Raw genomic sequence first — 24,990 nt, 5'->3', positions numbered from 1 at the left:
AATATAAGACAATCGCTTGTCGAAACAGTAAGAAGCCAGACGAATGCGCTGGCTTTTTGCTATAATAAATATCGAAAAATAGTATTCAAAATAAGCACTCTAACTACTTGGCACAATGGATAGCTATGTCGCAGCAATATCAAGTTTTAGCTCGCAAATACCGCCCCAAAAACTTTCATGAGTTGATTGGGCAAACGCATGTCTCCCAAGCGTTGATCAATGCGATTGACTATAATCGTCTGCATCATGCCTACCTCTTTACTGGGACGCGCGGCGTGGGTAAGACGACGATTGCGCGCATTTTATCTAAGTGTTTGAACTGTGATACAGGCATTACTAGTACCCCTTGTGGGGTGTGTGATAACTGTGTGGCCATCGATCAGGGGCGCTTTATTGATCTTATTGAGATTGATGCCGCTTCCCGTACCAAAGTCGAAGACACTCGTGAGCTATTAGATAATGTTCCTTATGCGCCAAGCCAAGGTCGTTACAAGGTGTACCTCATCGATGAGGTACACATGCTCTCGACCCATAGCTTTAATGCGCTACTTAAAACGCTAGAAGAGCCGCCTGAGCATGTGAAATTTTTGCTGGCGACGACGGATCCACAAAAATTGCCAATTACCATTATCTCTCGCTGCCTGCAGTTCGTGCTGCGTCCGCTACCGCAAACGCTACTTAGTGAGCATTTGGCCAATATCCTGACCCAAGAGCAAGTGACTTACACTCAGCCAGCACTTTGGCAGCTGGCAAGTGCGGCCAAAGGCTCAGTACGGGACGCTCTGTCATTAACAGATCAGGCGATCGCTTTTGGTCAAGGGGCGCTTGATGATGTCACCGTCAATGCGATGCTTGGTTTGATTGATGCGGCTGACTTGGTTAGCTTGATCACAGACATCTATAATCATGACAAATCTGCCGTCGCCGCCCATGTTGAGCAAATGCGTGCGCAGATGGTTGATGCCACCAGTATGTTCGATGGCCTCGCTGAGCTACTACATCAATTAGCATTGACTCAACTATTACCTGAAGTTGCTTTAAATGTGAATGAGGCGCAGGCACAAGATATCAATGCACTCGCTCAGCACATCAGTCCAGACGTGTTGCAACTCTATTATGAGATCGTCGTACAAGCGCGTGAAGGCGTTAAGCTTGCCAGTACGCCCATGCAAGCGCTTGAGATGTGTATCTTACGCCTATTGGCTTTCCGTCCGCTGCCTGTCGATGAAGTGTTAAGTAGTACCTATGATAGTCCTAAGTCCTCTTCAAAAGCACCCGCGATAGAAAGCCGCTCTTCTACTCAGTCGTCAAGCGACAAGGCGCACGCCGCTTCAGTGCCACCACTACAGCCTTATGATGTTGATTATCAAGGGCAAAGCAATGAAGTGCTGAAACGTGACGACTACGATGATAATGAATTAAGTGTAGATCAGATTTATAGCCATGAGCCTGAACCAGTTGTTGAGCCTGAACCAGTTGTTGAGCCTGAACCAGTTGTTGAGCCTGAACCAGTTGTTGAGCCTGAACCAGTTGTTGAGCCTGAACCAGTTGTTGAGCCTGAACCAGTTGTTGAGCCTGACGCAAATGATTCTCAGTTAGTCACTCATACTGACGATGATCCTCGTACTTTGCTGCGTTGTCCACCGCAAGAGTTGACAGGTGAGTGGACACCAGAGAAGTGGGATTACTGGCTACAAACGGCTCGTGAATCTGACGTGTTGGCTCAAGATGAATTGGCACTTGCGCGTCAAGGTATGGTGACAGGCCTGTGTAATGGCCAAGCAACCTTTGTGACGAGTGTGGATAGCCGGCATCTACAAACCACCTTTCAGCAGTTAGCTGCAAAGCTGCAACAACAGTTTACCCAAGCAAAGATTGATTTACGCATTGATGGTAGTATCATGCAAGCTGATGATAAGACACCTGAACGCCGTCAACAAAAACGTTTATTACAAGCCAAAACGGTGGCAGAGTCTAAATTGCTAAATACACCAGTAATGCAGTATCTGACTGAGCGGGGCGAAGGAAAAATGGGTAAGGTGCAACTGTATTAAGCAGTCAAAAAATTTGTTGTTAAATTTACTAGAAAGCCTATATAGTTCCCAATCAAAATTTTTATATAAAATATCAAGACGATGTTACGGTATCGTCTTGATATTTTTAGTTTTATGGATTATTAAATAAACTTACTTAAAGAAAAGTCGCGTATTTAGTAACTGTAAGACAATTTAAAGTCCGTTATAATGGTTAAGTTATATTAAAAATTGAAATGCAGCTTAGGTGAGAATATGTTGGATAATTTACGCGGTATGGCCGTGTTCGCCAGTGTGGTTGGACATGGTTCTTTCAGTGGCTCCGCTCGTGAGCTTGGCATTACAACCAGTGCAGTCAGTCAGCAAATCCGCTCATTAGAAAATGAGCTTGGCGTGGTGCTGTTGCATCGCTCAACTCGTAAGCTGAGCTTAACAGAAGCTGGTGAAAGTTTTTATGAGGCTGCAAAAGATGTGGTCAGTGCGGCCGAGCAGGGTCGAATTAAAGTCAATCAGCTACGTGATGAGCTGGCTGGTAGTCTACGTGTAGCGACCACTCCTGAGCTTGGCGTCAACCACATTTTACCCGCGCTATCTACGTGGATGGCTGCCCATGATGACCTCAGTATCACCTATCTGGCAGACAATCATTATATCGATATGATTGATGAGCGTATTGATATTGCGATTCGGATGAGCCCAACGATCAATGATTCTAGCTTAAGCAGTCACCCATTGACAGATGTACGTCAAATGCTTGTCGCCTCACCCCAATATCTACGCCAGCATACCAAACTGCAAACACCTAAAGATTTGGCCGATCATCAGCTGATTTGTATTGAAATCATGAAAGACGCCAACCAGATTGATCTGATTCAAACAGAAACTGGTAAAAAAACACGCACCAAAATGAACTCACGCATTTATACCAATAACGTTTTTATGGCAACCACATTGGCCAAAGAAGGTCACGGTTTGGTGAGAATGATGGAGATGGATATCAAAAAAGAGCTTGAAAACGGAGAACTGGTTGAGGTATTGACGGGTTATCAGCTGCCAAGTTTTGTATTATATGCGGTTACTTTAAATCGCGAACAGCAGCCGGCTAAAATTACGCGCTGCTTAGAAGTATTAAAAAAGTACTTTCATGCTAATTAAGCGCTGATCACACTACACACTTATCGCTTGTTGTAATTAGCAATAAGTAAAAAGCCTATAGATCATGCAAATCTATAGGCTTTTTTAACATTAAGAGGTGACAGACGTCAAAAATCGCTTTAAAAAGATGGCTTTAATAAATCAATTAAACGCTCAGCCACCTGTGTGCTCTCATCACGGTTCATATTAAGCGGCGGTAGTAAGCGCACAACATGACCACCAGTGACGTTAATGATCATTTTTTGTTCATCACGCGCACGATCAACCAGCTGACTACAGTCCATGTTTTCAGGTAATGAGATACCAATCATCATCCCAGCGCCGCGGCTACTAACCCCGTATTGTCCTAATGCATCAACGATAGTCTCTCGAATGAATAATCCTTCGCGGATGGCATTATCCATAATGTCACTGTTTGCTAGCACTTCATAGACACTATGTACCACACGACTTGCCAGTGGCGTACCACCATAAGTAGAACCATGGCTGCCCGCTCCAAATAAGCCATTGGCGCGGCCTCGTACCATACAAGCACCAACTGGAAAGCCGTTACCCAACCCTTTAGCCGTTGTCAGTATGTCAGGCCGAGCGTTACTATGCTGATACGCGAAGTATTTACCCGTACGTCCATTACCTGTCTGCACCTCATCAAGCATAAACAGCCAATTGTGAGCCTCACATTCTGCTTGTAGCTCTTCAAGATACGTAAAACCATTGGCAGCGGTATTAAGACCGCCTTCCCCTTGAATAGGCTCCACAAAGACCGCGCAAATATCATCATGCTCTTGCGCGGCTTGTTTAATCGCTGCGACATCGCCAAACGGTACGCGGATAAAATCTGCATCCAACGTGTAAAACCCTTCACGCGCTTTTGGATTGGCAGTGGCTGACAAAGACAACAACGTACGACCGTGGAATGATTGCTCCATAACGATCACCTTGGGACGTTTAAAGCCTTGCTGATGCGCGTATAGACGTGCAAGCTTTAACGCCGCTTCGTTTGCTTCAGCCCCACTGTTGGCAAAAAAAACGCTGTCCATTTGGGCGGCAGTACAAAGCGTTTCTCCAGCCCGCTCTTGCCAATCGATACCGAATAGATTACTCGTATGTACCAAGGTGGCTGCTTGCTGCTGAATGGCGTCGGTTACCTGTGGATGGCAATGCCCCAATCCGCACACCGCAATACCAGTCAACGCATCTAAATAAGGGGTATTATCTTTAGTATACAACCAACTGCCTGAACCACGTGTAAAGCTGATTGGTTGACGGTTATAAGTAGGCATCAGGTAAGTAGCAGGCATATAAATATCCTTGGTGTGATAGATCAATTAAAAGTATGGGTTATAGTTCGTCAGAGAAGGGGGTGGTCTCAGCAGGTAACGTGTAGTCTTCATTTGCCCACGCGCCTAAGTCAATCAGTTTGCATTGACTACTACAGAATGGTTTATATTTATTGTCCTGCCATGCCGTCTGAGTGCCGCAACGTGGACAAGGATAGGTTTTGGGTGAGGTATTGGGGGTAGAGTCAGTCATAATAGGGGTGAGCGTATCCTTAAGGTTGCTTGAACAATTGGTGTGACCAGCGAATAGCGTTGGTATGGCTTGTCCATCCTTGTCTAAATGACGATAGATAACAGGGTAGCCGCGATCGCTATATTACTATTGAGGTGGATTGACTATATAATAGCATGGGGCTGAATAATGGCAAAAGACAAAAACTTTAAGGACAGTAGATGACAGACAATCACGAGATTACGCACCAGCAAAAGCGTGCATTTCAACCAGAGAAGCTCTCGGCACCGCGTGACTTTATCATGCCAAGTATCATCGGTAAACATAAAGACAATGTGCCTTTGGTGTTAGAGATTGGAGCAGGGAAGGGCAAGCATGCTCTTGGTTTTGCATTACAAAATCCTGATAAACATCTGATTGCTATTGAGCGTACGCGTAATAAGTTTGAGGCTTTCTCAAAATTGGCTACACGGCAAAATTCATCCAATCTAGATGCCATTCATGCTGATGCAATTGCATGGATTGTTCATGCTATCGCGCCTAGCAGTGTGGCTAAAATTTTTATCCTTTATCCCAACCCTGAACAGCAAAACCCGAATCAACAGTGGTTAAATATGCCTTTTTTTGAGTTCTTATTGTCACGCTTACAAGTAGACGGTGAAGTGACACTAGTAACCAATATTGAAGCGTATATGGACAATGCTGAGCAGCAAGCAACTAAAGTATGGGGGTTACCAAATACGCGGCAGCGAGTGCCAGACGATAGCCAGCGGACGCATTTTGAAGTGAAGTATTTGGCGCGTGAAGAAGCATGCTGGGAGCTTAACATGCATAAGCCAGAAGGTTATAAAACGAGATTTGATGACTGGCAGACTGTATTGTAAGTTACAAAAATAGCCTAAGTAGCGTTTACAACTAAAAATAAAGCCACATAAGATTTCTATAAATATAAAATAGCCTAAGTAAAAAATTTAATAAAAAATAAAACCGCCCCTAAAAGGCGGTCAAAAATCGCGCGGCAAACATCACTACAAATAAGGTTTTACCAACTTATTAGAATCAGTATATGCATCTAATACCGTCAAAAAAGTATATGCACCGATAAACTTACGGCTGATAAACATAAACTCTTTTGGCGGAAGATTAAACTCAAAAGATTGCATCGCTCGAGTTGCCGCAGAGGAAAGGCGTGAATGCAATTTACTATTTGCCCAAATATAGCGATTATTTTTATCCAAACAATCAGCAGGAATATTTGAGTTTGTTGCAGGATCACTAAAGGGTTCAGTGGCTAACAAAAATAACGAAGCAATGTCAGAGCGGACTTTTTCACTCATACTATCAAAAAAGTCATAGCCTCTCATTGCAAGCTTCATGGCTTGATGGTCATGACGGTAGCCCGCCTTTAGTAAACCATGAGCGATGGTTAATAAATGATTATCAAACTCACGGATAGCACCAAAATCTAACAACACTAACTTGTCAATATCATCATCACTGTCACTAACACGAACCAGATAGTTACCAAAATTTGGATCCGTTTGCATCTCACCCCAAACGAAAATTTCTTTCATCATGACTTCAATGGCAGCTTGACCGATCGCATTACGACGTTCATGAGGCAATAGTTGCAGCGCTTCAGAGACCACCGTAATGCCTGGTTCATAAGACATACATAGTAAGCGTTTTTTTGAATAAGTACGATTAATCTTAGGAACCACATAACGAGGATCATGACTCAAACGGTCATAAAAGCGCTCTGTGGTCATCGCTTCTGCTTCGTAGTCGACTTCATGATGGAGTAAGTCACGTATCTCTTCGAACCAAGCATCAAGCGAACGGGTTTGTGGAACGATGTTGCTGACTTTTAACAACTGTTTAAACAGCGCAAGATCCGAGTTAATAGCATCTGCGACACCTGGATATTGAATCTTTAATACGACTTGTTCGCCAGTTGCAATGACTGTGGCACGATGAACTTGGGCAAGGGAGGCGGTTCCAATAGGGGTAGGGTCAACATCCAACTCATTTAACTTTTCACCCAACAACTCGCGTAACGTTAACTCAATTGTCGGCCATGATAATGTCGCTGTGTCATCATTTAGCGTTTGCAGAGCACGTGTGATTTCAGGTGGCAAGATGTGTTCGCCATAAATCGCCAGCATTTGGCCAATCTTAACGACTGAACCTTTCAACTTACCAAGCTCTGATGCAAGATAATTAGCCTGTGCTTCCATAAATGCCTGATTACGCGCGGTACGTGCCTCTTTATTCAAGAACATACCAGACACACTATTACCCGCCCAACGACGACCAATATTCAGGGAGGTTTTGGCAATCGACATTCGACGCTCAAATCCTGAGGTTTTTAAATTATCAATTGACTGCTTGTTGCTAGAAGGTTTAGACGTATCATTTGCCATAAATATAATCATTCATCCAGTTGCTATTGATTTGCGGGTTCGAAACCTACAATACAAGGGAGATGCGATGTACAAGTACAAAATTGTACCATATAAAGCCCATTTGGTTGATGAGCCTAAGCTGGCTGATAGCAGTTACTTTGTAAGCCATGGTATGCATTTAAGTATTGCTAGATATTAAATATACAATTGTTAATCTTTACCGTTGATAGGTGCTTGGACGCTCACACGAATGAGGCAACTATGTTATGTATAAATATCTGTAGGGGTTGTGAAAAAAGGCAGCAGTCAGAAGATTGGTGGTACATGAAATGACCTAAAAAGCGTCATCAAAAAATAAGACCTAGCATCAAGCTAGGTCAAACACCATAAGGTAAGAATTATTTAGCAACACAGTTGAAGCACACTAACCGCTTAATGAATCACAGTTTGTTAAGCATTTTCACGAGCAATGGCATGATGTCCGATATCACGACGATACTGCGCACCATCAAAACTGATTGCTCCTGTGACGGCTAGTGCGGCTTGTTGAGCATCAGAAATATTGTCTGCTAGGGCCGTCACGCATAACACCCGTCCACCATTAGTGACTACTTCCTGCTTATTATCTACGGCGCTACTATCAGAAAATGCGGTGCCAGCATGAAATACTTTAACAGCGTTGGCGTGACTGGCATCAAGTTCTGGCAAGCCAGCAATGACATCACCTTTTGATGAGGTTTCTGGATAACCCTTTGAGGCCACGACGATACCAAGAGCAGGGCGCGTATCCCATTTGGCATTACTAGGCAATTGACCTGCCAGCCCTTGGGCGACCAAATCTACCATCGATGACTGCAAACGCATCAAAATAGGCTGTGTCTCTGGGTCACCAAAGCGGCAGTTAAATTCAATAACATACGGATCACCTGCCTGATCAATCATCAAACCTGCATATAAAAATCCCGTATAAGGGTGACCTGACGCTTTCATCGCATCAACCACTGGCTGGATCACTTGTGTCATTACTTTGTTATGAACCTCTTGCGTCACGACTGGTGCAGGAGAGTAGGCTCCCATACCGCCCGTGTTCGGTCCTGTATCCCCTTCGAAGGCACGTTTGTGATCTTGACTGGTCGCCATGGGTAAGATATTTTCACCATCAATCATACAGATGAAGCTCGCTTCCTCCCCCTGTAAGAACTGCTCGATAACCACACGGCTGCCAGCATCACCAAATTTGTTATCCGCAAGCATATCATCGATTGCGTCATACGCTTGTTCGACAGTCTCTGCAACGATGACGCCTTTACCCGCCGCAAGCCCATCTGCCTTGATAACGATTGGGGCGCCTTGCTCATCGATATACGCTTTGGCCGCCGCCGCATCCGTAAACCCCTGGTAAGCCGCCGTTGGAATGTTGTTTTGTGCCATAAATTCTTTGGCAAAGGTCTTTGAGCCTTCTAACTGAGCACAATACGCCGTTGGCCCCCACACTTTAATACCAGCGTCACGGCAAGCATCGACAATACCCGTGACTAAAGGCGCTTCTGGGCCCACGATGACCATATCAATGGCATTGTTTTGACAAAATTCGATAACCGCACTATGTTCATTGGCGTTATCTTGGCTAGACGCTAACACAATGTTTTGGCATTTAGGTTCAAGGGCAGTACCAGCATTACCCGGCGCAACGTAGACATTTTTTACATGGTCATCTTTTGCACACTGCCATGCTAGTGCATGTTCACGACCACCTGAACCAATCACCAAAATATTCATCATACGTCTTGCCCTTAGCGTTAAAGTTAATAGTAAGTAAGTCACACACTCTTAAATGCACCCGCGTATTCTAACAAAAAATTCATGACGATTGCCATGAGTATCCACCCGCCAGCAGTTAATAACCTGTCAAGCTAAATGCCTGTCTCATTAGTAAATGTTATCGGCATGTTGCTGATTCATGAAATGATGTTGTACGCTTTAGCTCGCGCCTTAGGTGCGTTAAACTTCACTAGATTAATGGTATTAAATCCTGATTGCTAAATATTCTTAAAATATAAGAGTAAAATAAGGAGAAAAACTTCAAAAAGCAAAAAAAAATAGAATAATTTACGTAAATGGATTGATTGCTTTCCCGCATCAATAGTATGAAACACATTCATGCGGTATTAGCAGATAATACAGATTAATAAAATCAAATAAATACATGATAAACCAAACCTGTAAAAAAGGACGAAGGACATGCCAAACTCTCTCAGTATCGCAAAAGAGCGCATCAGCCAGATAAGCGATATTGCTACCAGTTATGTACAAAAAGACAAATCGTTGTTTGACCATTTTATTCATAGTTATTACCAGCCGCTACACCAAGAGACGGCAAAAACAATCAGTAATGCTGACTTAGCAGGTATGGCGCTCCATCATTTTACGCTCCTCAAAGCCTATGATGGCAGTAAGCCGCAGTTGTCTGTGCTAAATCCAAAAGCAGAAGAACAACATTTTCACAGCTCGCACACCGTGATTCAAATTGTGGCATATGACAGACCGTTTTTAGTTGATACGATTTTGATGAGCCTTGAAGCGGAAGGCATCGATGTGCATCGTACTTACAACATCATTGTCAGCGTTGAGCGTAATGATGATGGGAACATTACTCATATCGAAGGCGCACATGAAAGTGCCACCTCTCATTTTTCATTGATTCACTGTGAAATCGCTTACCAAGACAATGATGACTTGGAGGCGCTACAACAAATGCTGTTGGCCAAAATTGCGACACTCGATACCGTCGTTGGTGATTGGAAACAGATGCGTGCGCAGCTGACCGACATTAAAACGGAGCTATCAAAAAAACCGCTGCCCGAAGTATTTTACTCCCAGCAGGAGATCCAAGCGTTTTTAGATTGGATATTAGACGATCATTTTATATTCTTGGGTTACCGTGAATATAGATTAGAAGGGGGCCAGTCGGTTGAGGTGGATGTCAATGGCGAACCTGCGGATTTAGATTTATTTGCTATTGGCAATAGTGGCCTTGGGTTATTACGCGGGGCTGAAGAAGATAAATTGTCAGAGAGCTTTAGCCAACTGCCTAAAGTGTTAAAGCAGCTATTGACTGAGCCGCGCGTGTTGATGCTCTCTAAATCAAGCCGCGTATCGCCAGTACACCGTCCTGTATATATGGATTTTTTGGGTATTCATAAATTTGATGACAACGGCAAGCTGGTCGGTGAATATCGATTTATTGGTCTGCTGACGTCACAAGCGTATCAACTTACCGTGCAGCAAATACCGCTATTACGTGAAAAAGCCAACCAGATTATGATGATGGCCGAATTACCACGTGATGGTCATGCCCACCATAAACTGATGCACGTCATCAATACCTTGCCACGTGATGATCTATTTCAAGCCAGCGTTGAAGAGCTGTATCCTATCGTGTCTGGCATTAGTCAATTACAAGACAAAAAGAGCTTGCGTCTGTTCAGCCGTATCGATCACTATCAGCGTTTTGTCTCGTGCTTGGTTTATATTCCGCGCGACAAGTTCAATACTGAACTGCGTATCAAAGTACAGAATGTGCTAAAAGAAGCTTATGGCGGCACATCATCTGGCTTTACCACTGAATTTAATGAATCTGCTCATGCTCGTGTTCATGTTCACGTCCGTACGGTGCCAGGTCAAGTAAAAGACGTTAATACAGCCACGCTTGAAGCCAAGCTGTCTGCACTTATGCAATCGTGGAGCGATAGCTACCAAAAAGTGTTGCTCGACAACGTGGGTGAGCAGCAAGCCAACGCTTTGAACCGTCGCTTTTTAAATTATATTCCTGCGGCGTATCAAGAGCGTTTTGATGCCCGTACCGCCGTTGAAGACACCAAACGCTTGGCTGGACTGACAGCAGAGCAGCCGATGATTTGGCACTTGTACCAATCGACAGGAGACGCGAGCAATCAGCTACATCTAAAACTGTATGGTCGTGAACAACCTGTGATCTTGTCCAAAGTACTGCCAATTCTCGAAAACTTCGGCGTATCGGTCATCTCAGCCCAAACTTACGAGTTTGACCTACCAGAACAGCCTATTTGGATGCAAGAGTATGAGCTGACGTTAGAGCATGTCGATACCGTCAACATGCAAGTGGTGCGGGGTCAGTTTGAAGACAGTCTCAAGCAGATTTGGGCAGGACAGGTCGAAAGCGACTCCTTTAATGAGCTGGTATTGACGACTAATCTAGATACGTATGATGTGGTGGTGCTACGGGCATTATCACGCTATATGATGCAAGCAAAAGCACCGTTCTCTAGTACTTACATTCAACAAACTGTCGTAAAAAATAGCGATATTAGTGTGGCCCTAGGCCGTTTGTTTGATGCGCGTATGAACCCTAAACACAGTGAAGACGAACGCACAGAGAAAACGGCGCAAATCTACGAGCAGATTACCGCGGCACTTGCAGACGTCGATAGTTTAGATGAAGACCGTATTTTGCGCTGGTATTTAGACTTAATCAACGCCATGGTACGCACAAACTTCTATCAAACTGATAGCAATGGTCGACGTAAAGATCGTTTGTCGTTTAAATTCTTGGCAGCAGACATTCCAAACCTACCACTGCCCAAACCCATGTTTGAGATATTTGTTTATTCACCGCGTGTTGAAGCCGTCCATTTACGGGGTGGTAAAGTCGCGCGTGGTGGCCTGCGCTGGTCAGATCGTATGGAAGACTTCCGTACCGAAGTGCTGGGTTTGGTCAAAGCACAGATGGTCAAAAATGCAGTCATTGTCCCTGTGGGTTCAAAAGGCGGCTTTATTGTCAAAAATAAAACCATGGCAGATGGCCGTGAAGCATTCCAAGCCGAGGGTATCGCCTGCTATCAGACGTTCTTACGCGGTATGCTTGATATTACCGATAATATTGTCGACGGCAATATTGTCCCGCCAGCCAATACGGTACGCCATGATGAAGACGATCCGTACTTAGTGGTTGCTGCTGATAAAGGGACAGCCACTTTCTCTGATATCGCCAACGCCTTGGCGGCAGAGTACAATTTTTGGCTAGATGATGCCTTTGCTTCAGGTGGTTCGGTAGGCTACGACCATAAAGCAATGGGTATCACCGCACGTGGTGGTTGGGAGTCTGTTAAGCGTCATTTCCGTATGCGCGGTATGGACATTCAAAACCGTGATGACTTTACCGTGGTTGGTATTGGGGATATGAGCGGTGATGTGTTCGGTAATGGCATGTTGCTCTCAAACCACATCAAGCTGGTTGCAGCCTTTAACCATCTACATATCTTTATCGATCCCAATCCAGACACGGCGACTTCATATGCCGAGCGCGCCCGCTTGTTCGAGCTGCCACGCTCGTCATGGGCAGATTATGAAGCGTCCTTGATCAGTCAAGGCGGTGGTATATTTTCTCGTCAAGACAAAACCATCCCGATCAGTGCGGAAATGAAAGCACTGTTTGATATTAATGAGGACAGCCTTGCACCCAACGATTTGATCAGTGCCTTACTGCGGGCACCTGTTGATCTGATCTGGAATGGCGGTATTGGCACCTATGTCAAAAGCGTTAACGAAACTCATGCCGATGTCGGTGACCGTGCGAATGATGCGCTACGTGTCGATGGCAATGAGCTACGTGCAGCTGTCGTTGGTGAAGGCGGCAACTTAGGTTTTACCCAGCAAGGACGTATCGAATACGCCCAAAAAGGTGGCCGTATTTACACCGATGCTATCGATAATTCAGGCGGCGTTAACTGCTCAGATCACGAAGTCAACATCAAAATCTTGCTTGGTAAAGTCGTCGAACAAGGTGATATGACTTTAAAACAGCGTAATGAGCTGTTAGAAAGCATGACTGACACTGTGGCCGAGCTCGTGTTACGCCAGAACTACTTACAACCACAAGCGATTGAGCTGAGCCAGCTTCTTGCCTCCGCAAATTTGAGCGAACATCAACGTTTCATTCAGATGTTAGAAAGTGAAGGCCGTCTTGACCGTGCAATCGAGTATCTACCATCAGACGAAGAAATTGTCAAACGTCAAAAAGTGGATACTGGTCTGACCAATCCTGAGTTAGCCGTCGTCATGGCTTATGGTAAGATGTGGGTTTATGACAACTTGCTGTTGTCTGACCTGCCAGATGATCCGTACTTCATCAACGAGCTGCGTAAGTACTTCCCTGATGAGCTGGCCTCACGCTTCTTTGATGAGATGACTGAGCACCGTTTGCATCGTGAAATCATCAGTACCTATTTAACCAACAGTGTGGTCAACCGCTTAGGTATTGAAGCGTTGTTCCGCCTTTTTGAGGAAACAGATCAATCATTGGCAACCATTATTCGGGGTTATGCAATCAGCCGTGATGTCTTTAATGTCTCAAAAGCTTGGAAGACCCTAGAAGCGCTGGACAATCAAGTCGATGCTAAGTTACTGTTAACGCTTGAGCTGCGTCTGCGTGATGCGCTTGAGCGTGGTATCGTTTGGTTTATCAATGCCTTTGGTCAAGATTTGCAAGTCACTGATATGATTGGTCGCTTTAGTAATAGTGTAGAAAAACTCACCAAGGCAGGCGGTTTTATTGAGCAGCAATTTGCTCAGTATCTGCAAGAAGATACCACAAGCCTGATGGACAAAGCGCTGTCTAACACGGATGCAGCGTTGTTTGCTATGCTGCCATATCATGTTGATGCACTTGATGCAGCCATTTTGGCCGAGCAATATGAGCGTCCTGTCGATGAGATTGCAACGTTATATTTTGAAGCGTATCAAGTATTGCAACTAGATTGGATGATGGAAAATATTGCAAGCTTACCGCAGCAAGACTATTGGGATCGCCGTGCACGCCATGCACTCGTGAATGAGCTATCACGTAGCTTGCGTCTACTGATGGATGCAGTTCTGTCAAAACCAGATGCGAAGCAAGCGTTTAGTGAATGGCGTTCACGCCATTTAGATCAGTTGGCATCGGTAGAGAGTGAGATGCACAAACTTGATGAGCTGCATAGTAATGATGAAAACAGTCAAGTTAGTCTCTCAACGCTGTCCGTACTCATGAGTGAGCTCAGTGGTCTAGTGACTAAGTAAAAGTGAACACTGAGTAAAAATAAACATATAAGTTTATGTATGTAAAAAAACCACCGTTATCTATTAACGGTGGTTTTTTGTTGTCTAATAAAAGTAAGAACAAGAAAAACAAGAAAGGGTAGGGTGCGATAAAGCAAAACGCTGCGTTTAATCCAATAAACGCTCTAAAGGTATAAGCTTACCGTTTTCCTCGAACCGGACCTGTTCTCCTTCATCACGATAGCGATCAAATTGTGGTTTGAGGATGACATCGCCTTGATCATTAAGTAGACCGTATTTTCCAGCTTGCTTATAGGTATAAAGTTGATGATATAGCAGCTTGCTGATCGGTGATTCCGAAGAAATAAGCCGTTTGCCACTGGCATCGATGATTTGAGCACTGATAATCTCATCTTGAATGTCTTCACTCATCCCCGTCGCTGTACTGCCAGTCCTTAACCTACTATGTAGGAAAAGTAATGGACTGGTGGCATTGTTAAAAGACTCTATATGCTGATTGGGTGCAAATGGGATGATGATATCGTTGTTTTGGTCGATAAGCGCACTCTCATTTTGCAAATTTACTTGCATATACAACAGCTGACCAGTACAAGCATTGAGGGGCACAATCGCATCGTACTGCGGCATAATTGCCCAATAACCTCGGTCATCAAGTAGCCCAGTCTGTCTTTGATCACTTAACTTTTCGCTAGAATGAGTCACTATAAAATAATCTTGATCGTAGTGAGAATCGTAATGCGCGTGCTGAATATGAGCATCGGTTAGCGGGTACACCCACTCACCATGACGATTGATAATACCTTGTTTGACAGAGCCATTTTCTGTATTGACACTCACAATAAAGCTGATAGCAATATCCGGTTGTGTTTGGATATCATCATACTTAAAAGGCACGATTGTCTTGCCAGCAGTATTGACGACACCGTAGTTTGCGCCATGGCTGATGTCACGGCGATTAAGCCGCTGCCCTAACACATATTTATCCATCACTATATGAGCATTGGTGAGACCCTCTATAATGACTTTGCCATCGGCGTTTTGTAGCTGCTGCGTGCCATCTGTTTGTTCGATCAATTTGCCCGTCAATTTTTTATTCGATTCGATACGCTGAAAATAACCAGAGGGTAGGTAACCGGCACAGTTGACAGTAGCGTGAGCTGAACTGACGACAGCCACCGAAAACACAGATAAGACACATAAGCTGATAGGGTTATTGGGTTTTTTAGTCATCGCTGACTCCTGGTTGTTCGTGCCACACCACTTATTATTTAGTCTAACTGGACACCCTACGGCAGCCTTGACCACTAATTTGACTAAAACCGCCAGAGAGTTTATCGACCCTAATTTGGGTTAAGATACGCTCTTTTAAGGCTTGCACGTGAGAGATGACCCCGATCAATTTTCCTTCTTGTTGCAGGCTGGTTAAGGTATCAAGCGCAATATCAAGAGACTCCTCATCAAGAGTACCAAACCCTTCATCCAAAAATAGCGAATCCACACGAATATTTTGACTGGCCATCTGCGAGAGCCCAAGCGCTAAGGCCAAGCTAATAATAAATCCTTCGCCGCCAGAGAGGTTTTTGGTACTGCGAATCTCGCCGCCTTGATAGTTGTCGATAACATTGAGCTCAAGTGGACTATTGTCATCACGGATGAGCAGGTAGCGATCACTCATTTTGTGCAGCTGCGCGTTGGCATGCTTCACCATAATATCAAAGGTCAAACCTTGGGCAAAGGTACGATATTTCTTACCACTACTGGAGCCTATCAACTCATTGAGCTGTCGCCAGACCTGAAGGGTTTCTTTTTGCTGAGCGATGGCTTGTAGCGTGGCCTGTTGACTGCCTTTTTTCTCTTCGTTGTCTTTTATCTGCTGACTCATGGCGCCGATTGACTCAAGCAGGCGATGCCGCTCATTTTGTACTTGCTGCTGCTCTTCAACCAGCGTTTCTTTATCTTTGTGGGTTAAAGGTCCAGCCTGTTTTTCCAGCAGACTTTGCCTAGTCTTGCTCAATAAAGATTGCGCTTGCTTTAGCCTATCAATTATTTGCTGCTGCTGCTCAGTCAAGCGATGGCGCTCTGCGGTGGGCAGGCGAGCACTGACAAACTCTGATTCATCAGCAAAATCGGAGGCGATTAGTGCGGCTTTAAAAATGCGTTGTTGGGTATCAAGAGCAGTGGCCATGTCGCTCAGTTGTTCACTCAGTTGCTGCTGTGTTTGCTGTAGCTGTTTGAGGGTGTGCTCAGTGTTATCCAGCTGTCTTTGCGCCGTGATGTGCTCAGCAGTTGCCCGCTCAAGTACAGTCCGTAATCGTGTCTCTTCAGCTTCAGGGTTTTTATCAGTAAAGACATGCTCTCTATCTGCGGTTGATTTTTCAAGCGCTTCGGTATTTTCTATCACTAATTGAGCCAGATCATTCAGCTCCTCCTCATTTTTATCTAGTTGACTCTGTTTGGTTTCGATTTGTATTTCTATGCGTCCACGTTCTGTCTTTAGCGTTTGTTCCTTTTCTTTTTTACCGTTAAACTGGTTTTTCAGTTGTAAAAGGGCGCTGTGATGCTGACGCAGTGTCTCAATATGATCCTGAGCATCCACCTCGCTGAGTATGGTTTGAGTCTCAATACTTGCTATCAATGGTTGTAGGGCGTGCTGTAAAGTGCGTATCGCTGTGATCGAGTCTGACTGATACTTGCTATCTGTGTATGTGCTTAGCAGCTGCAGTATGTCGTCTTTAAGGATTTTTAATACAGCGAAATTATCATGAGATTTTTTGTTTGTATTTTCTATCGTCAATGAGCTGAAATTTATATTGGCTGCAATATCATCAATGTCTCTTGCCAGCGTATATTGCTCTTTCTCTATATCCTCTATCGTGTGTCGAATCGTGGTGAGTGCATCGTTAAGCGTCTCATAGTGAGTCAACGTACTTTTTAGACACTCCCTACGGGTCACAAGCTTGTCTCTCGTGCTATCTAGCAAGGATAGGGTGACCGTATTTGTGTCCATCTGCGCCAACGGTTGTACCAGTGCAGCAATAGACGGAGAGTCAGTTTTGCTTAAGGCTGAGATGATTAATTGGCTGATATCAGCATTTAATTGTTGTATTTGCTCACCTAGCAAGATTTTTTGCTCTTGGCGTTGCTCAAACTGGATTTGTTTTTTTGTCTGATTAATGTGTAGCTCGGATAGAGCATGGTCTAAATCCGCGATAGTCGCATCCAGCTCTGTTATTTGTCGCTGCGTCTGAGTAGATTCAGTCTCTTGTGTTAAATGGGGATGCTTGGCACTATCGGTGAGGCTATAAGGATGCTCGCGCGCGCCGCAAAGCGGACAGGGGTGCCCGTCTTTTAAATCAGCGATATAGTCTTCTAACGTGGCGACCTTTTGTTGTAAATGAAGCTGGGTTTGTTTGTCTTGACGCTTGTCTTTAGCGTCCTTGATGGTTGATTCTTTGTCGGCAATGATGCCAGAAATTTCCGCTAGCTCGCTGTGTAGCAATGGTAGAACACCGTTTATCTGTGCGACTTGGGTACTAAGCTCATTGAACTGGAGCCTCTTAGCGCGTATTTGCTCAATTTGGCTGTTGAGATAATCGATTTGCTCTTGCTCATCTCGCATATCAACCAATGACTGGCTCTGGATTAGTGCGGTTTGCTCTTTGCGCAGTGCCGTCAGCTCATCCTGCATGGCTGTTTTTGCCGTATTTTTTACCTCTTGCTGTTTCTGCAAGATATCAAGATTGGTTTGAGACTGGTTGATCTGATTTTGCTGATGTGCATTGTCCTTTGCTAGGGCAGCATTATCTTGTAGCAGTGCTTTTAGACGACTGCAATGACTCTTAAAGTCGGCAATGTCGCTATCGATACCACTCAGTGCGCTTGCGTCATTAAGATACTGCGTTACGCGTGTCAGCTGGGTTTTGTTTTGCACTAGCTCTTGGGTGTGACGGACTATTTCTTTTCGTAAGCTTTGGGTTCTGGTGGTAAGGGTTTGTTGATTTTTCTGAGTATTGTTTAAGGTGTACGTATGCTGCGCAATATCTGCATCAAGCTCACGTGCTTTCTTGATCTTGGGTAAGGCCGTTTGTAGCTCGTGAGTCGCGTCCTGCACGCGCGTGACAGCGGCTGTTAAAGTGCTCGAGGCCTGCACCAGACGTTCTTTTTGCTGTGGTAGTTGCTGGTTTGTCTTTTGCCGCTCATCTTGCAAACGCTTGACGGTATCACGGTTATGGATAAGTTGGCTGTACTGACCATCCATTTCGAGGGCTTTGTTGGCGGCCATCAGGCGTTTGGCATCAGGCGTAAAGTCTGTCTGCGCTTGGGCGGCAAGGGTCAGCTCATCTTGGTAATACGTGACATTTTTTTCTAACTCTGCCACAGTATCGAGCCAATGTATCTGTTTCACCAAGTCCTGATAGTGTCGCTGTTTCGCGGATTGAGCGGATTGATAGCCAGAGAGTTGTTCGCTAATAGCCGCCTCTTCCTCTGCTGTTAGGAGGGTTAAACCCTCTAAGCCAAACTGTAACTTGCTTAAGATGTCTTCTTCAGCGCGTTTTTTTTCAAAGACATGGGTCGATATCGTCGCGTAGATATCCGTCCCAGTGATTTTTTCTAAGATATCCGCGCGCTCGTCAGCTTTGGCCTTTAAAAACGCTGAAAAGCTGCCTTGGGCGAGCAAGATGGAGCGGGTGAACTGCTGAAAGTCCATCCGGGTCAGCGAGACAATTTTATCTTTGGTGCGTGAGAGTTTGCTTTCTAGTATCTCATCGCCAGCGGTTTTATCTGAGTCGTGAGCTGGGGGTTTGATTAAGGCGATCTCATGCGTCGCATCTTGCAAGTTGCCATCAGATTTATTGTAAGCGCGGCGCTGGCCCCAACGGCAACGATACTGTACACCATTTAAATCAATCACCACCTCAGCGAAACACTCTGCCGTTTGCCGTGTCATCACCTCATTGCTACTTTTGCTGATGCTATTGATTCGCGGCGTCTCGCCATATAATGCCAGACATACCGCATCCAAAATCGTGGTCTTGCCGGCGCCTGTTTGCCCCGTAATGGCAAAAATACCTTCGTTGGTAAAAGCGGCATCACTAAAGTCGATATGCCATTCGCCTTTAAGAGAGTTGAGGTTTTTGAGTCTTAGTTCAATTAGGCGCATTTTTAGATCTTTATAGGTTTGGTTGATGGCTTATGTTAGACGTTTAGGCTGAGACAGCCAATAAATTGGCCGTTATTTATTCAGCTTGACTGTCATCGTGATAGATATCATGGAGTATCTGCTGATAGGCGTTGCGCAGTGAGGCTTTTTGGATGGTGGCAATGCCATTCATCTCTAGGCAGTGATCAAACACTTCCATCTCATTTAAATCTTGTAAATCCTCTGAGGTTTGTTCTTGATTGAGAACCTTGTTATAAGTGCGGGTGTTTTTAATTTTTAAGACTTCACAGGGCAGCCCTTCTATCATGGCATGGATTTCTTCGCGCAGTTCATGAATAATTTCATCACCATCATAGATGACTTCTAACCAAACAGGCTCAGTGCTACCCAGAGATTTGATGGCTTCTGCGATAGTGGTGAGGTCGCCTGTAATCTGGGCCAGTTTTTGAAAACAAGGAATAGCGAGGGAGGAAATTTGCATGGTCTTAGCATCGTTAACATGCGGTATGCTCGTATCCAAATCTTTTAAGTCACCACGCTCATTCATGTTTTCTACTTCCACAAAACCAAACAAGTCATCTATCAAATCATTTTCTTGATGGCTGAGCTTTTTTGCAGATTTTTTAATAGATTTGACTGTGGTTTGAGTGGGTAAGCGCGGGGTTGTCACATCATTGGCATCCAATGCTTCGCCAAACTTTATGATAAGAACCTGCTTTTGCTGCCGCGCCTCGCCAAAACCCATCGCAATGGGTGATCCTGAATAGCGGATGCGCTCACGACCACCGACACGTTGTGGTACGTGTAAGTGTCCCAGTGCGACATAGTCAAAACTCTCATCGAACATCTCGGCCGACACTTGCCCAAGTGAGCCAACATAAAGATCGCGTACGCCGTCATCCTCCGTGGTCTTGCCGCCCGCTGCAAATAAGTGACCTGTCGCGATGATGGGCACGTGACGTTGATGTGATTTGACGAACGCTGTTTGTTTGGCTTTGGCAATGTTTGCGACATTATCATAGTGGGCGCGAATGCCTTTGATGACATTAGCGTCCTTGCTATCAGCAGACTCGCCAGCGCTGCTACTACGTACGTCACGATCACGAAGGTAGGGGACAGCGGCAATGATGCAATGTGGTGCGCCACTGGTATCATTGAGTACCAACACTTCATCGTTTAAATCATCACAGGCCGTGCCGATCACATGGACGTTTAGAAATTTTAGTACATTGCTTGGCGCATCTAAAAAAGTCGGCGAGTCGTGATTACCCGCGACGATGACGATATGCTCACAGCAAGACCGAGATACCCGCCCCAAAAATTCATAGTACAGCGCCTGTGCTCTGTTACTTGGGGTCATAGTATCAAAGATATCACCAGCGACGATGAGCACATCTACTTGCTGTGTGCATATGGTGTCGTATAACCAATTAAGAAAAGCCTCAAACTCCTCATAACGCATACGGCCATACAGCCTACGACCCAAATGCCAATCAGAGGTATGCAAAATGGTTAAAGGGTTGGTAGGGAGCGTGTTAGAAACAGTAGGTGTGGACATAGTTGCGCTTATTGGCATTTAGTAGAAAGCTTTCATTCTAGCAAGAATTTTTGTGGTTTGCTCTGTTGCAATACGTGAAAAAAGCCCTGCCAATAAATTGGCAGAGCTTTTAGAGTTTTTGACAAATGAATCGTAAAAGTTTTTTATCATCCACTACTGCCAACCCGTTTTTTACGGTGCCGAAATATTAGCCACCATAGATAGCGCATGCGCTTGCTGGCGTGCCAACGGTTTCGCGCCTTTATTGCTAGCAAAGGATCCTTCACGTAGCCAGTTATCCGCTGTGTCATCACTGTTTTGATTGGACTGATTATACCAAGACAAGTCGTGGTGTAAGCTGACCACATCACCCATGATCAGTAAGGCTGGCGTTGGCAGCTGTGCTTGCTCTTGCTTGGCGACTATCGTTGCAAGGGTGCCGGTCAATACTTGCTGATTGGACATGCTAGCGTTAGAGACGATTGCGATGGGTGTCTCAGCAGTGCGCCCAGCATCAATCAACCCTTCGGTCAACCGTGCTAGTGAATGCAGGCCCATATAAAACACCACGGTTTCATCGGTATTCAAAAAGCTTTTAAAGTTGTTATTGGGCGCCCCCGCCTTTAAAAATCCAGTGACGAAGCGTACCGACTGCGAATGATCGCGGTGGGTTAGGGGGATGCCAGCATAACTTGCGGCAGCGTTGGCAGCGGTGATACCAGGCACCACTTGATAAGGGATACCGTGCGCTTGCAGGCTCTCAATCTCTTCGCCGCCGCGGCCAAAAATAAAGGGATCGCCGCCCTTCAAACGTACCACACGGCGACCTTTTTTGGCGCTGTTGATCAGTAATTCATTGATACCGAGCTGTGCCACTGCATGATTGCTGCGTTTTTTACCGACAAACACTTTATCGGCATCACGGCGGCACAAGTCTAACACTTGGGGCGATACCAAGGCATCATAGTAGACAATATCCGCTTGTTGCATCAATCGTAGCGCCTTAAACGTGAGGAGCTCTGGGTCACCAGGGCCTGCACCAACGATATAAACTTCGCCTATCGCGGTTTGCGCTTCTCTTGTGTCGTCAGAGTTAACCGGGATAGTCGCTGTCTGCTCAGCCGCGCTTTTTTCACGTATGGCTGCTGCTGTCCGATCTAAGTCGACTTGCAGTTGCGCGGCCGCTTCATTCTCATTACCGGCAAACATCAGCTGACTGACTTGCCCTTCAAATGCACGCTCCCAAAATTGCCGACGTCCGGTCAGGGTAGGTATTTTGGTTTTTACTTCAGCACGAAACTCGCCAGCCAGCTTGGCTAGCTTGCCATAGCCTTGTGGAATCAACGTCTCAAGACGCGCCCGCAGTAGACGGGCGAGTACGGGCGCTTTGCCGTTGGATGAGATACCAATCACGATCGGATTACGATCTATAATCGCGGGAAAAATAAAATCGCATAAATGAGGGGTATCGACGACGTTTACTGGAATATTCAGCGCGCTGGCATCGGCATGAACTTGATGGTTCAGCGCCTCATCGTCAGTGGCAGCGATGATAACGCGCGCCCCTGACATATACGCTTTATTATAGTTTTCATAAATCAGTTCATGCTTAGCCTCGTATTTGTTGGGGCTTAATAATGCTTGTATCTCATCGCTAATACGTGGCGCTAGCACCGTAATACAAGCACCCGCACGGCTGAGTAAGTCAGCTTTACGTAGCGCCACTTCACCGCCCCCCACGATAAGTACTTTGCGCTCTTCTAGTTTAAAAAACAGCGGGAAGGTGTTCATAGTGTCACCATTTATTTTATTTAAAAGATGTCGCCATTATGAGGGATTGCAGAGGGACTCTCACGTAGTGAATTGGCATTAGCATATTCGTTTTTGTCATGATAATGACAGTTTTTGATGATAAAAGGAATAGAGAGGTAAATGTTAAAGAGCAAAGGAGTCAAGAGGCTATGCAGATAGCTGGGTGCTAAAGATGGCAGTTATTATCAATGAGCCATCATTGATTGTTGAAGATACATCAATTGCGCGCGTTTCATTTTGTAGTTTGAGTTGATTAATGCATACACTATTGAGGCTAAGCGGGCAGAATAGTGTATGCATTTTCGCAAAAAACCAATAAACGATCTTTAACCGTATACCAGAAGCTTACTCAAAATCACTCAGCATTTTGGTAATGCGGGCATCTTTTTGTTGCCAGATATCCTCTAACCAATCAAACATCATTTTTTTAGTGGCTTCATCGCGGTCATAACCCCCATCCATGATCGCAGCGAATAACGCATCGGGTATCTTCAGACGGGTCACATCGACGCCCAAACGACGAATATTGCCTTTCCATAAATCATCATAATCAGGGGTGCCATCTGGGTACACAATAGTGATGTTTAAAATTGAGTCCAACTGATCGCCTAATGCGTTGATCGCTAACGACAAACCGCCCGCTCGTGGCTTTAATAAGTGCTGATAAGGTGAGTTTTGCCGGTCGTGTTTTTCTGACGTAAAGCGTGTCCCTTCTAGATAGTTGAGGAGGGCAAAAGGTTTGTTTTTTAACTGACGGCAGGCACGCTTGGCCTCAATCAAATTTTGCTTTTTAAGGTCAGAATTCTTTGCCATTGCTTTGGGAGAGAAGCGTTTAATCATCGGAAAGTCTAAGAAGTAAAAGGCTTGGCCAATGACGGGAATGTAGATCAGGTTAAATTTAGTGAAGAACCGCGTTAAAGGCAATCGGTCTTGGCTGATGTATTGTACGATACTGGTATCGACCCAAGACTGATGGTTACTTATCAGTAGGTATTGTTTGTCTTCGCTAAGATCGTCAGGCAAGGAAATACGCCAGTCTTTGTGCGGTAGTACATGGTCAATCACGGCGTTATTACTATTGATCCAGTATTTGGTAATCGCAATTAGGGCCTTATCAGCGTGCTTTGATCCGGTCAACATTTTAGCCGCCCCCAACGTCCAGATGGGTAGACCCACCCCCATACTATTGGCGGTGAGGACGCCAGTACCAGTCAAAAAAGAGGCGGCTTTGCCGACTTGCGGAAATTTATCATGAAGCTTTTCATAGAGTGAATCGATCTTTTTTAGAGAGGGCATAACAGATATCCGTATTGATGAATGCGTCAAAACATTCCTGATTTAGCGTTAAGGGGTAGGCAGTGATACGCAAATCCCGAAAACAAACCATAGAATACCTCAATGGGCGACGATAAAACGTTAAAAAAACGTTAAAACAAGGCGAAAAAGCAGGGAGCGTGCCATGAGTCAGCTAATAATAGCTTATTGTAGCGCGCCCTTATCAAGCAACATCAATAGCCTCAAACGACGTAATTAACGCAAAAAAGAAGCGATGATATGAGAATCATCGCTTCTTTTTTCTTCACACTGCTTTTTATTCGGTATTTATCTACAGCTGTGTGTGCAAACCACACTCACGACTTTCTTCTACTTTCGTCGGATCAAAGTAATCAAACTCATTTGGCAAGTCATGCTCTTCTAGATAAACATCTAGATCCGCATCTGTTTTCTCAAACAATGGCGCGACTTTTAATACGCCATCTTTTGATAGGCTAAGCACGTCAAGGCCTTGACGGAACTCGGTTTGATCTTTGCGGATGGCGTTGAACCAAACGTCAGGTTTTAATTCATCTAGGGCACGGCGGAACGGCTCAAGCTTGACTTGATCCGTAAACTCGTCATGCTGCGGGTTATCAATGCCTGGGATACCGTTCATGGTCGCGTCACGATGCGCCGCCGTCTGCTTAGGAATGTACGTGATCACATTTAAATTCAAGTCACGGATAACCTTATTGGCAAATTGATAGGTGGCATCGGTGTTGTAGCCTGAATCCACCCACAATACCGTGATATCAGGACGCTGCTTGGCAACCAAATGCAATATCGCTGACTCGTAAGGACGGAAGTTGGTTGTAATAATTGGGTTTTTAGCTTGTGTTAATGCCCAAGCAACGATTTCTTCGGGCGACTTGCCTTGTAGGTCTTGGTTGGCTTGATCGATATCTAGGTTGGGATGTAACTGACTCATGATACGTTCCTTAATGGTGGTTAGGGTAAAAATGG

At 45.0% G+C, this 24,990-nt stretch carries 14 protein-coding genes; 4 read left to right on the top strand and 10 right to left on the bottom strand.

Features of this window, described 5'->3' with window-relative positions; genetic code table 11:
• Positions 1 to 125 precede the first annotated feature (125 nt).
• Both dnaX and JFC06_RS00830 read left to right on the top strand, forming a co-directional pair.
• Positions 126 to 2,054, top strand: a complete 1,929-nt coding sequence (gene dnaX / locus JFC06_RS00835; RefSeq protein ID WP_198333605.1) for a DNA polymerase III subunit gamma/tau — start codon at positions 126 to 128, stop codon at positions 2,052 to 2,054.
• Positions 2,055 to 2,288: 234 nt separating this feature from the next.
• Positions 2,289 to 3,188, top strand: a complete 900-nt coding sequence (locus JFC06_RS00830; RefSeq protein ID WP_193005038.1) for a LysR family transcriptional regulator — start codon at positions 2,289 to 2,291, stop codon at positions 3,186 to 3,188.
• A gap of 119 nt (positions 3,189 to 3,307) precedes the next feature.
• On the opposite strand, the gene JFC06_RS00825 is transcribed toward JFC06_RS00830, so the two are convergent.
• Entirely contained in the window at positions 3,308 to 4,489 is a 1,182-nt protein-coding gene (locus tag JFC06_RS00825; RefSeq protein ID WP_198333604.1) for an aspartate aminotransferase family protein, read from the bottom strand.
• A gap of 40 nt (positions 4,490 to 4,529) precedes the next feature.
• Positions 4,530 to 4,721, bottom strand: coding sequence for a DNA gyrase inhibitor YacG (locus tag JFC06_RS00820; RefSeq protein ID WP_193005035.1), 192 nt, complete (start codon positions 4,719 to 4,721; stop codon positions 4,530 to 4,532).
• Positions 4,722 to 4,921: 200 nt separating this feature from the next.
• Here JFC06_RS00820 and JFC06_RS00815 point away from each other — a divergent pair, with 200 nt between their 5' ends.
• Positions 4,922 to 5,584 (top strand): class I SAM-dependent methyltransferase, encoded by a 663-nt coding sequence (locus tag JFC06_RS00815; protein ID WP_198333603.1) that lies wholly within the window; start codon positions 4,922 to 4,924, stop codon positions 5,582 to 5,584.
• A 144-nt stretch (positions 5,585 to 5,728) separates the two neighbouring features.
• Here JFC06_RS00815 and JFC06_RS00810 read toward each other — a convergent pair whose 3' ends face one another.
• The gene (locus JFC06_RS00810) at positions 5,729 to 7,123 is read right to left on the bottom strand and encodes an ABC1 kinase family protein (protein ID WP_198333602.1); all 1,395 of its coding nucleotides are present in this window, start codon (positions 7,121 to 7,123) and stop codon (positions 5,729 to 5,731) included.
• Positions 7,124 to 7,555: 432 nt separating this feature from the next.
• Positions 7,556 to 8,884, bottom strand: a complete 1,329-nt coding sequence (gene purD, locus JFC06_RS00805) for a phosphoribosylamine--glycine ligase (RefSeq protein ID WP_198333774.1) — start codon at positions 8,882 to 8,884, stop codon at positions 7,556 to 7,558.
• 462 nt (positions 8,885 to 9,346) lie between these two features.
• Between purD and JFC06_RS00800 the strand changes: the two genes are divergently transcribed.
• On the top strand, positions 9,347 to 14,200 hold the full coding sequence (locus JFC06_RS00800) for an NAD-glutamate dehydrogenase (RefSeq protein ID WP_198333601.1): 4,854 nt from the start codon (positions 9,347 to 9,349) through the stop codon (positions 14,198 to 14,200).
• Between the two features lie 147 nt (positions 14,201 to 14,347).
• Here JFC06_RS00800 and JFC06_RS00795 read toward each other — a convergent pair whose 3' ends face one another.
• The 6 genes from JFC06_RS00795 to JFC06_RS00770 form a co-directional block, all read right to left on the bottom strand.
• Positions 14,348 to 15,430 carry a WG repeat-containing protein gene (locus JFC06_RS00795; RefSeq protein ID WP_198333600.1) on the bottom strand — a complete coding sequence of 361 codons (1,083 nt, stop codon included), beginning with the start codon at positions 15,428 to 15,430 and terminating at the stop codon, positions 14,348 to 14,350.
• Between the two features lie 43 nt (positions 15,431 to 15,473).
• On the bottom strand, positions 15,474 to 19,361 hold the full coding sequence (locus JFC06_RS00790) for an AAA family ATPase (protein WP_198333599.1): 3,888 nt from the start codon (positions 19,359 to 19,361) through the stop codon (positions 15,474 to 15,476).
• Between the two features lie 76 nt (positions 19,362 to 19,437).
• Positions 19,438 to 20,919, bottom strand: coding sequence for an exonuclease SbcCD subunit D C-terminal domain-containing protein (locus JFC06_RS00785; protein WP_198333598.1), 1,482 nt, complete (start codon positions 20,917 to 20,919; stop codon positions 19,438 to 19,440).
• Positions 20,920 to 21,090: 171 nt separating this feature from the next.
• On the bottom strand, positions 21,091 to 22,689 hold the full coding sequence (gene cysG, locus JFC06_RS00780) for a siroheme synthase CysG (protein ID WP_198333597.1): 1,599 nt from the start codon (positions 22,687 to 22,689) through the stop codon (positions 21,091 to 21,093).
• 366 nt (positions 22,690 to 23,055) lie between these two features.
• Positions 23,056 to 24,006, bottom strand: coding sequence for an acetyltransferase (locus tag JFC06_RS00775; protein WP_198333596.1), 951 nt, complete (start codon positions 24,004 to 24,006; stop codon positions 23,056 to 23,058).
• Between the two features lie 310 nt (positions 24,007 to 24,316).
• Positions 24,317 to 24,955, bottom strand: a complete 639-nt coding sequence (locus tag JFC06_RS00770) for a phosphoadenosine phosphosulfate reductase domain-containing protein (RefSeq protein WP_193005021.1) — start codon at positions 24,953 to 24,955, stop codon at positions 24,317 to 24,319.
• Positions 24,956 to 24,990 lie beyond the last annotated feature (35 nt).

Source organism: Psychrobacter namhaensis (assembly GCF_016107545.1).
GTDB lineage: Bacteria > Pseudomonadota > Gammaproteobacteria > Pseudomonadales > Moraxellaceae > Psychrobacter > Psychrobacter namhaensis.
Note: the sequence above shows the minus strand (reverse complement) of the source record. Positions and strands in the feature narration are given on the sequence as shown.

Excerpts from the sequence above, each read along its gene's own strand:
- cysG (WP_198333597.1), bottom strand. The coding sequence starts at position 22,689 with ATGAACACCTTCCCGCTGTTTTTTAAACTAGAAGAGCGCAAAGTACTT.
- JFC06_RS00770 (WP_193005021.1), bottom strand. The coding sequence starts at position 24,955 with ATGAGTCAGTTACATCCCAACCTAGATATCGATCAAGCCAACCAAGAC.
- JFC06_RS00820 (WP_193005035.1), bottom strand. The coding sequence starts at position 4,721 with ATGACTGACTCTACCCCCAATACCTCACCCAAAACCTATCCTTGTCCA.
- JFC06_RS00775 (WP_198333596.1), bottom strand. The coding sequence starts at position 24,006 with ATGCCCTCTCTAAAAAAGATCGATTCACTCTATGAAAAGCTTCATGAT.
- JFC06_RS00825 (WP_198333604.1), bottom strand. The coding sequence starts at position 4,489 with ATGCCTGCTACTTACCTGATGCCTACTTATAACCGTCAACCAATCAGC.
- JFC06_RS00815 (WP_198333603.1), top strand. The coding sequence starts at position 4,922 with ATGACAGACAATCACGAGATTACGCACCAGCAAAAGCGTGCATTTCAA.
- JFC06_RS00790 (WP_198333599.1), bottom strand. The coding sequence starts at position 19,361 with ATGCGCCTAATTGAACTAAGACTCAAAAACCTCAACTCTCTTAAAGGC.
- JFC06_RS00785 (WP_198333598.1), bottom strand. The coding sequence starts at position 20,919 with ATGTCCACACCTACTGTTTCTAACACGCTCCCTACCAACCCTTTAACC.
- JFC06_RS00810 (WP_198333602.1), bottom strand. The coding sequence starts at position 7,123 with ATGGCAAATGATACGTCTAAACCTTCTAGCAACAAGCAGTCAATTGAT.
- dnaX (WP_198333605.1), top strand. The coding sequence starts at position 126 with ATGTCGCAGCAATATCAAGTTTTAGCTCGCAAATACCGCCCCAAAAAC.
- JFC06_RS00795 (WP_198333600.1), bottom strand. The coding sequence starts at position 15,430 with ATGACTAAAAAACCCAATAACCCTATCAGCTTATGTGTCTTATCTGTG.
- purD (WP_198333774.1), bottom strand. The coding sequence starts at position 8,884 with ATGAATATTTTGGTGATTGGTTCAGGTGGTCGTGAACATGCACTAGCA.
- JFC06_RS00800 (WP_198333601.1), top strand. The coding sequence starts at position 9,347 with ATGCCAAACTCTCTCAGTATCGCAAAAGAGCGCATCAGCCAGATAAGC.
- JFC06_RS00830 (WP_193005038.1), top strand. The coding sequence starts at position 2,289 with ATGTTGGATAATTTACGCGGTATGGCCGTGTTCGCCAGTGTGGTTGGA.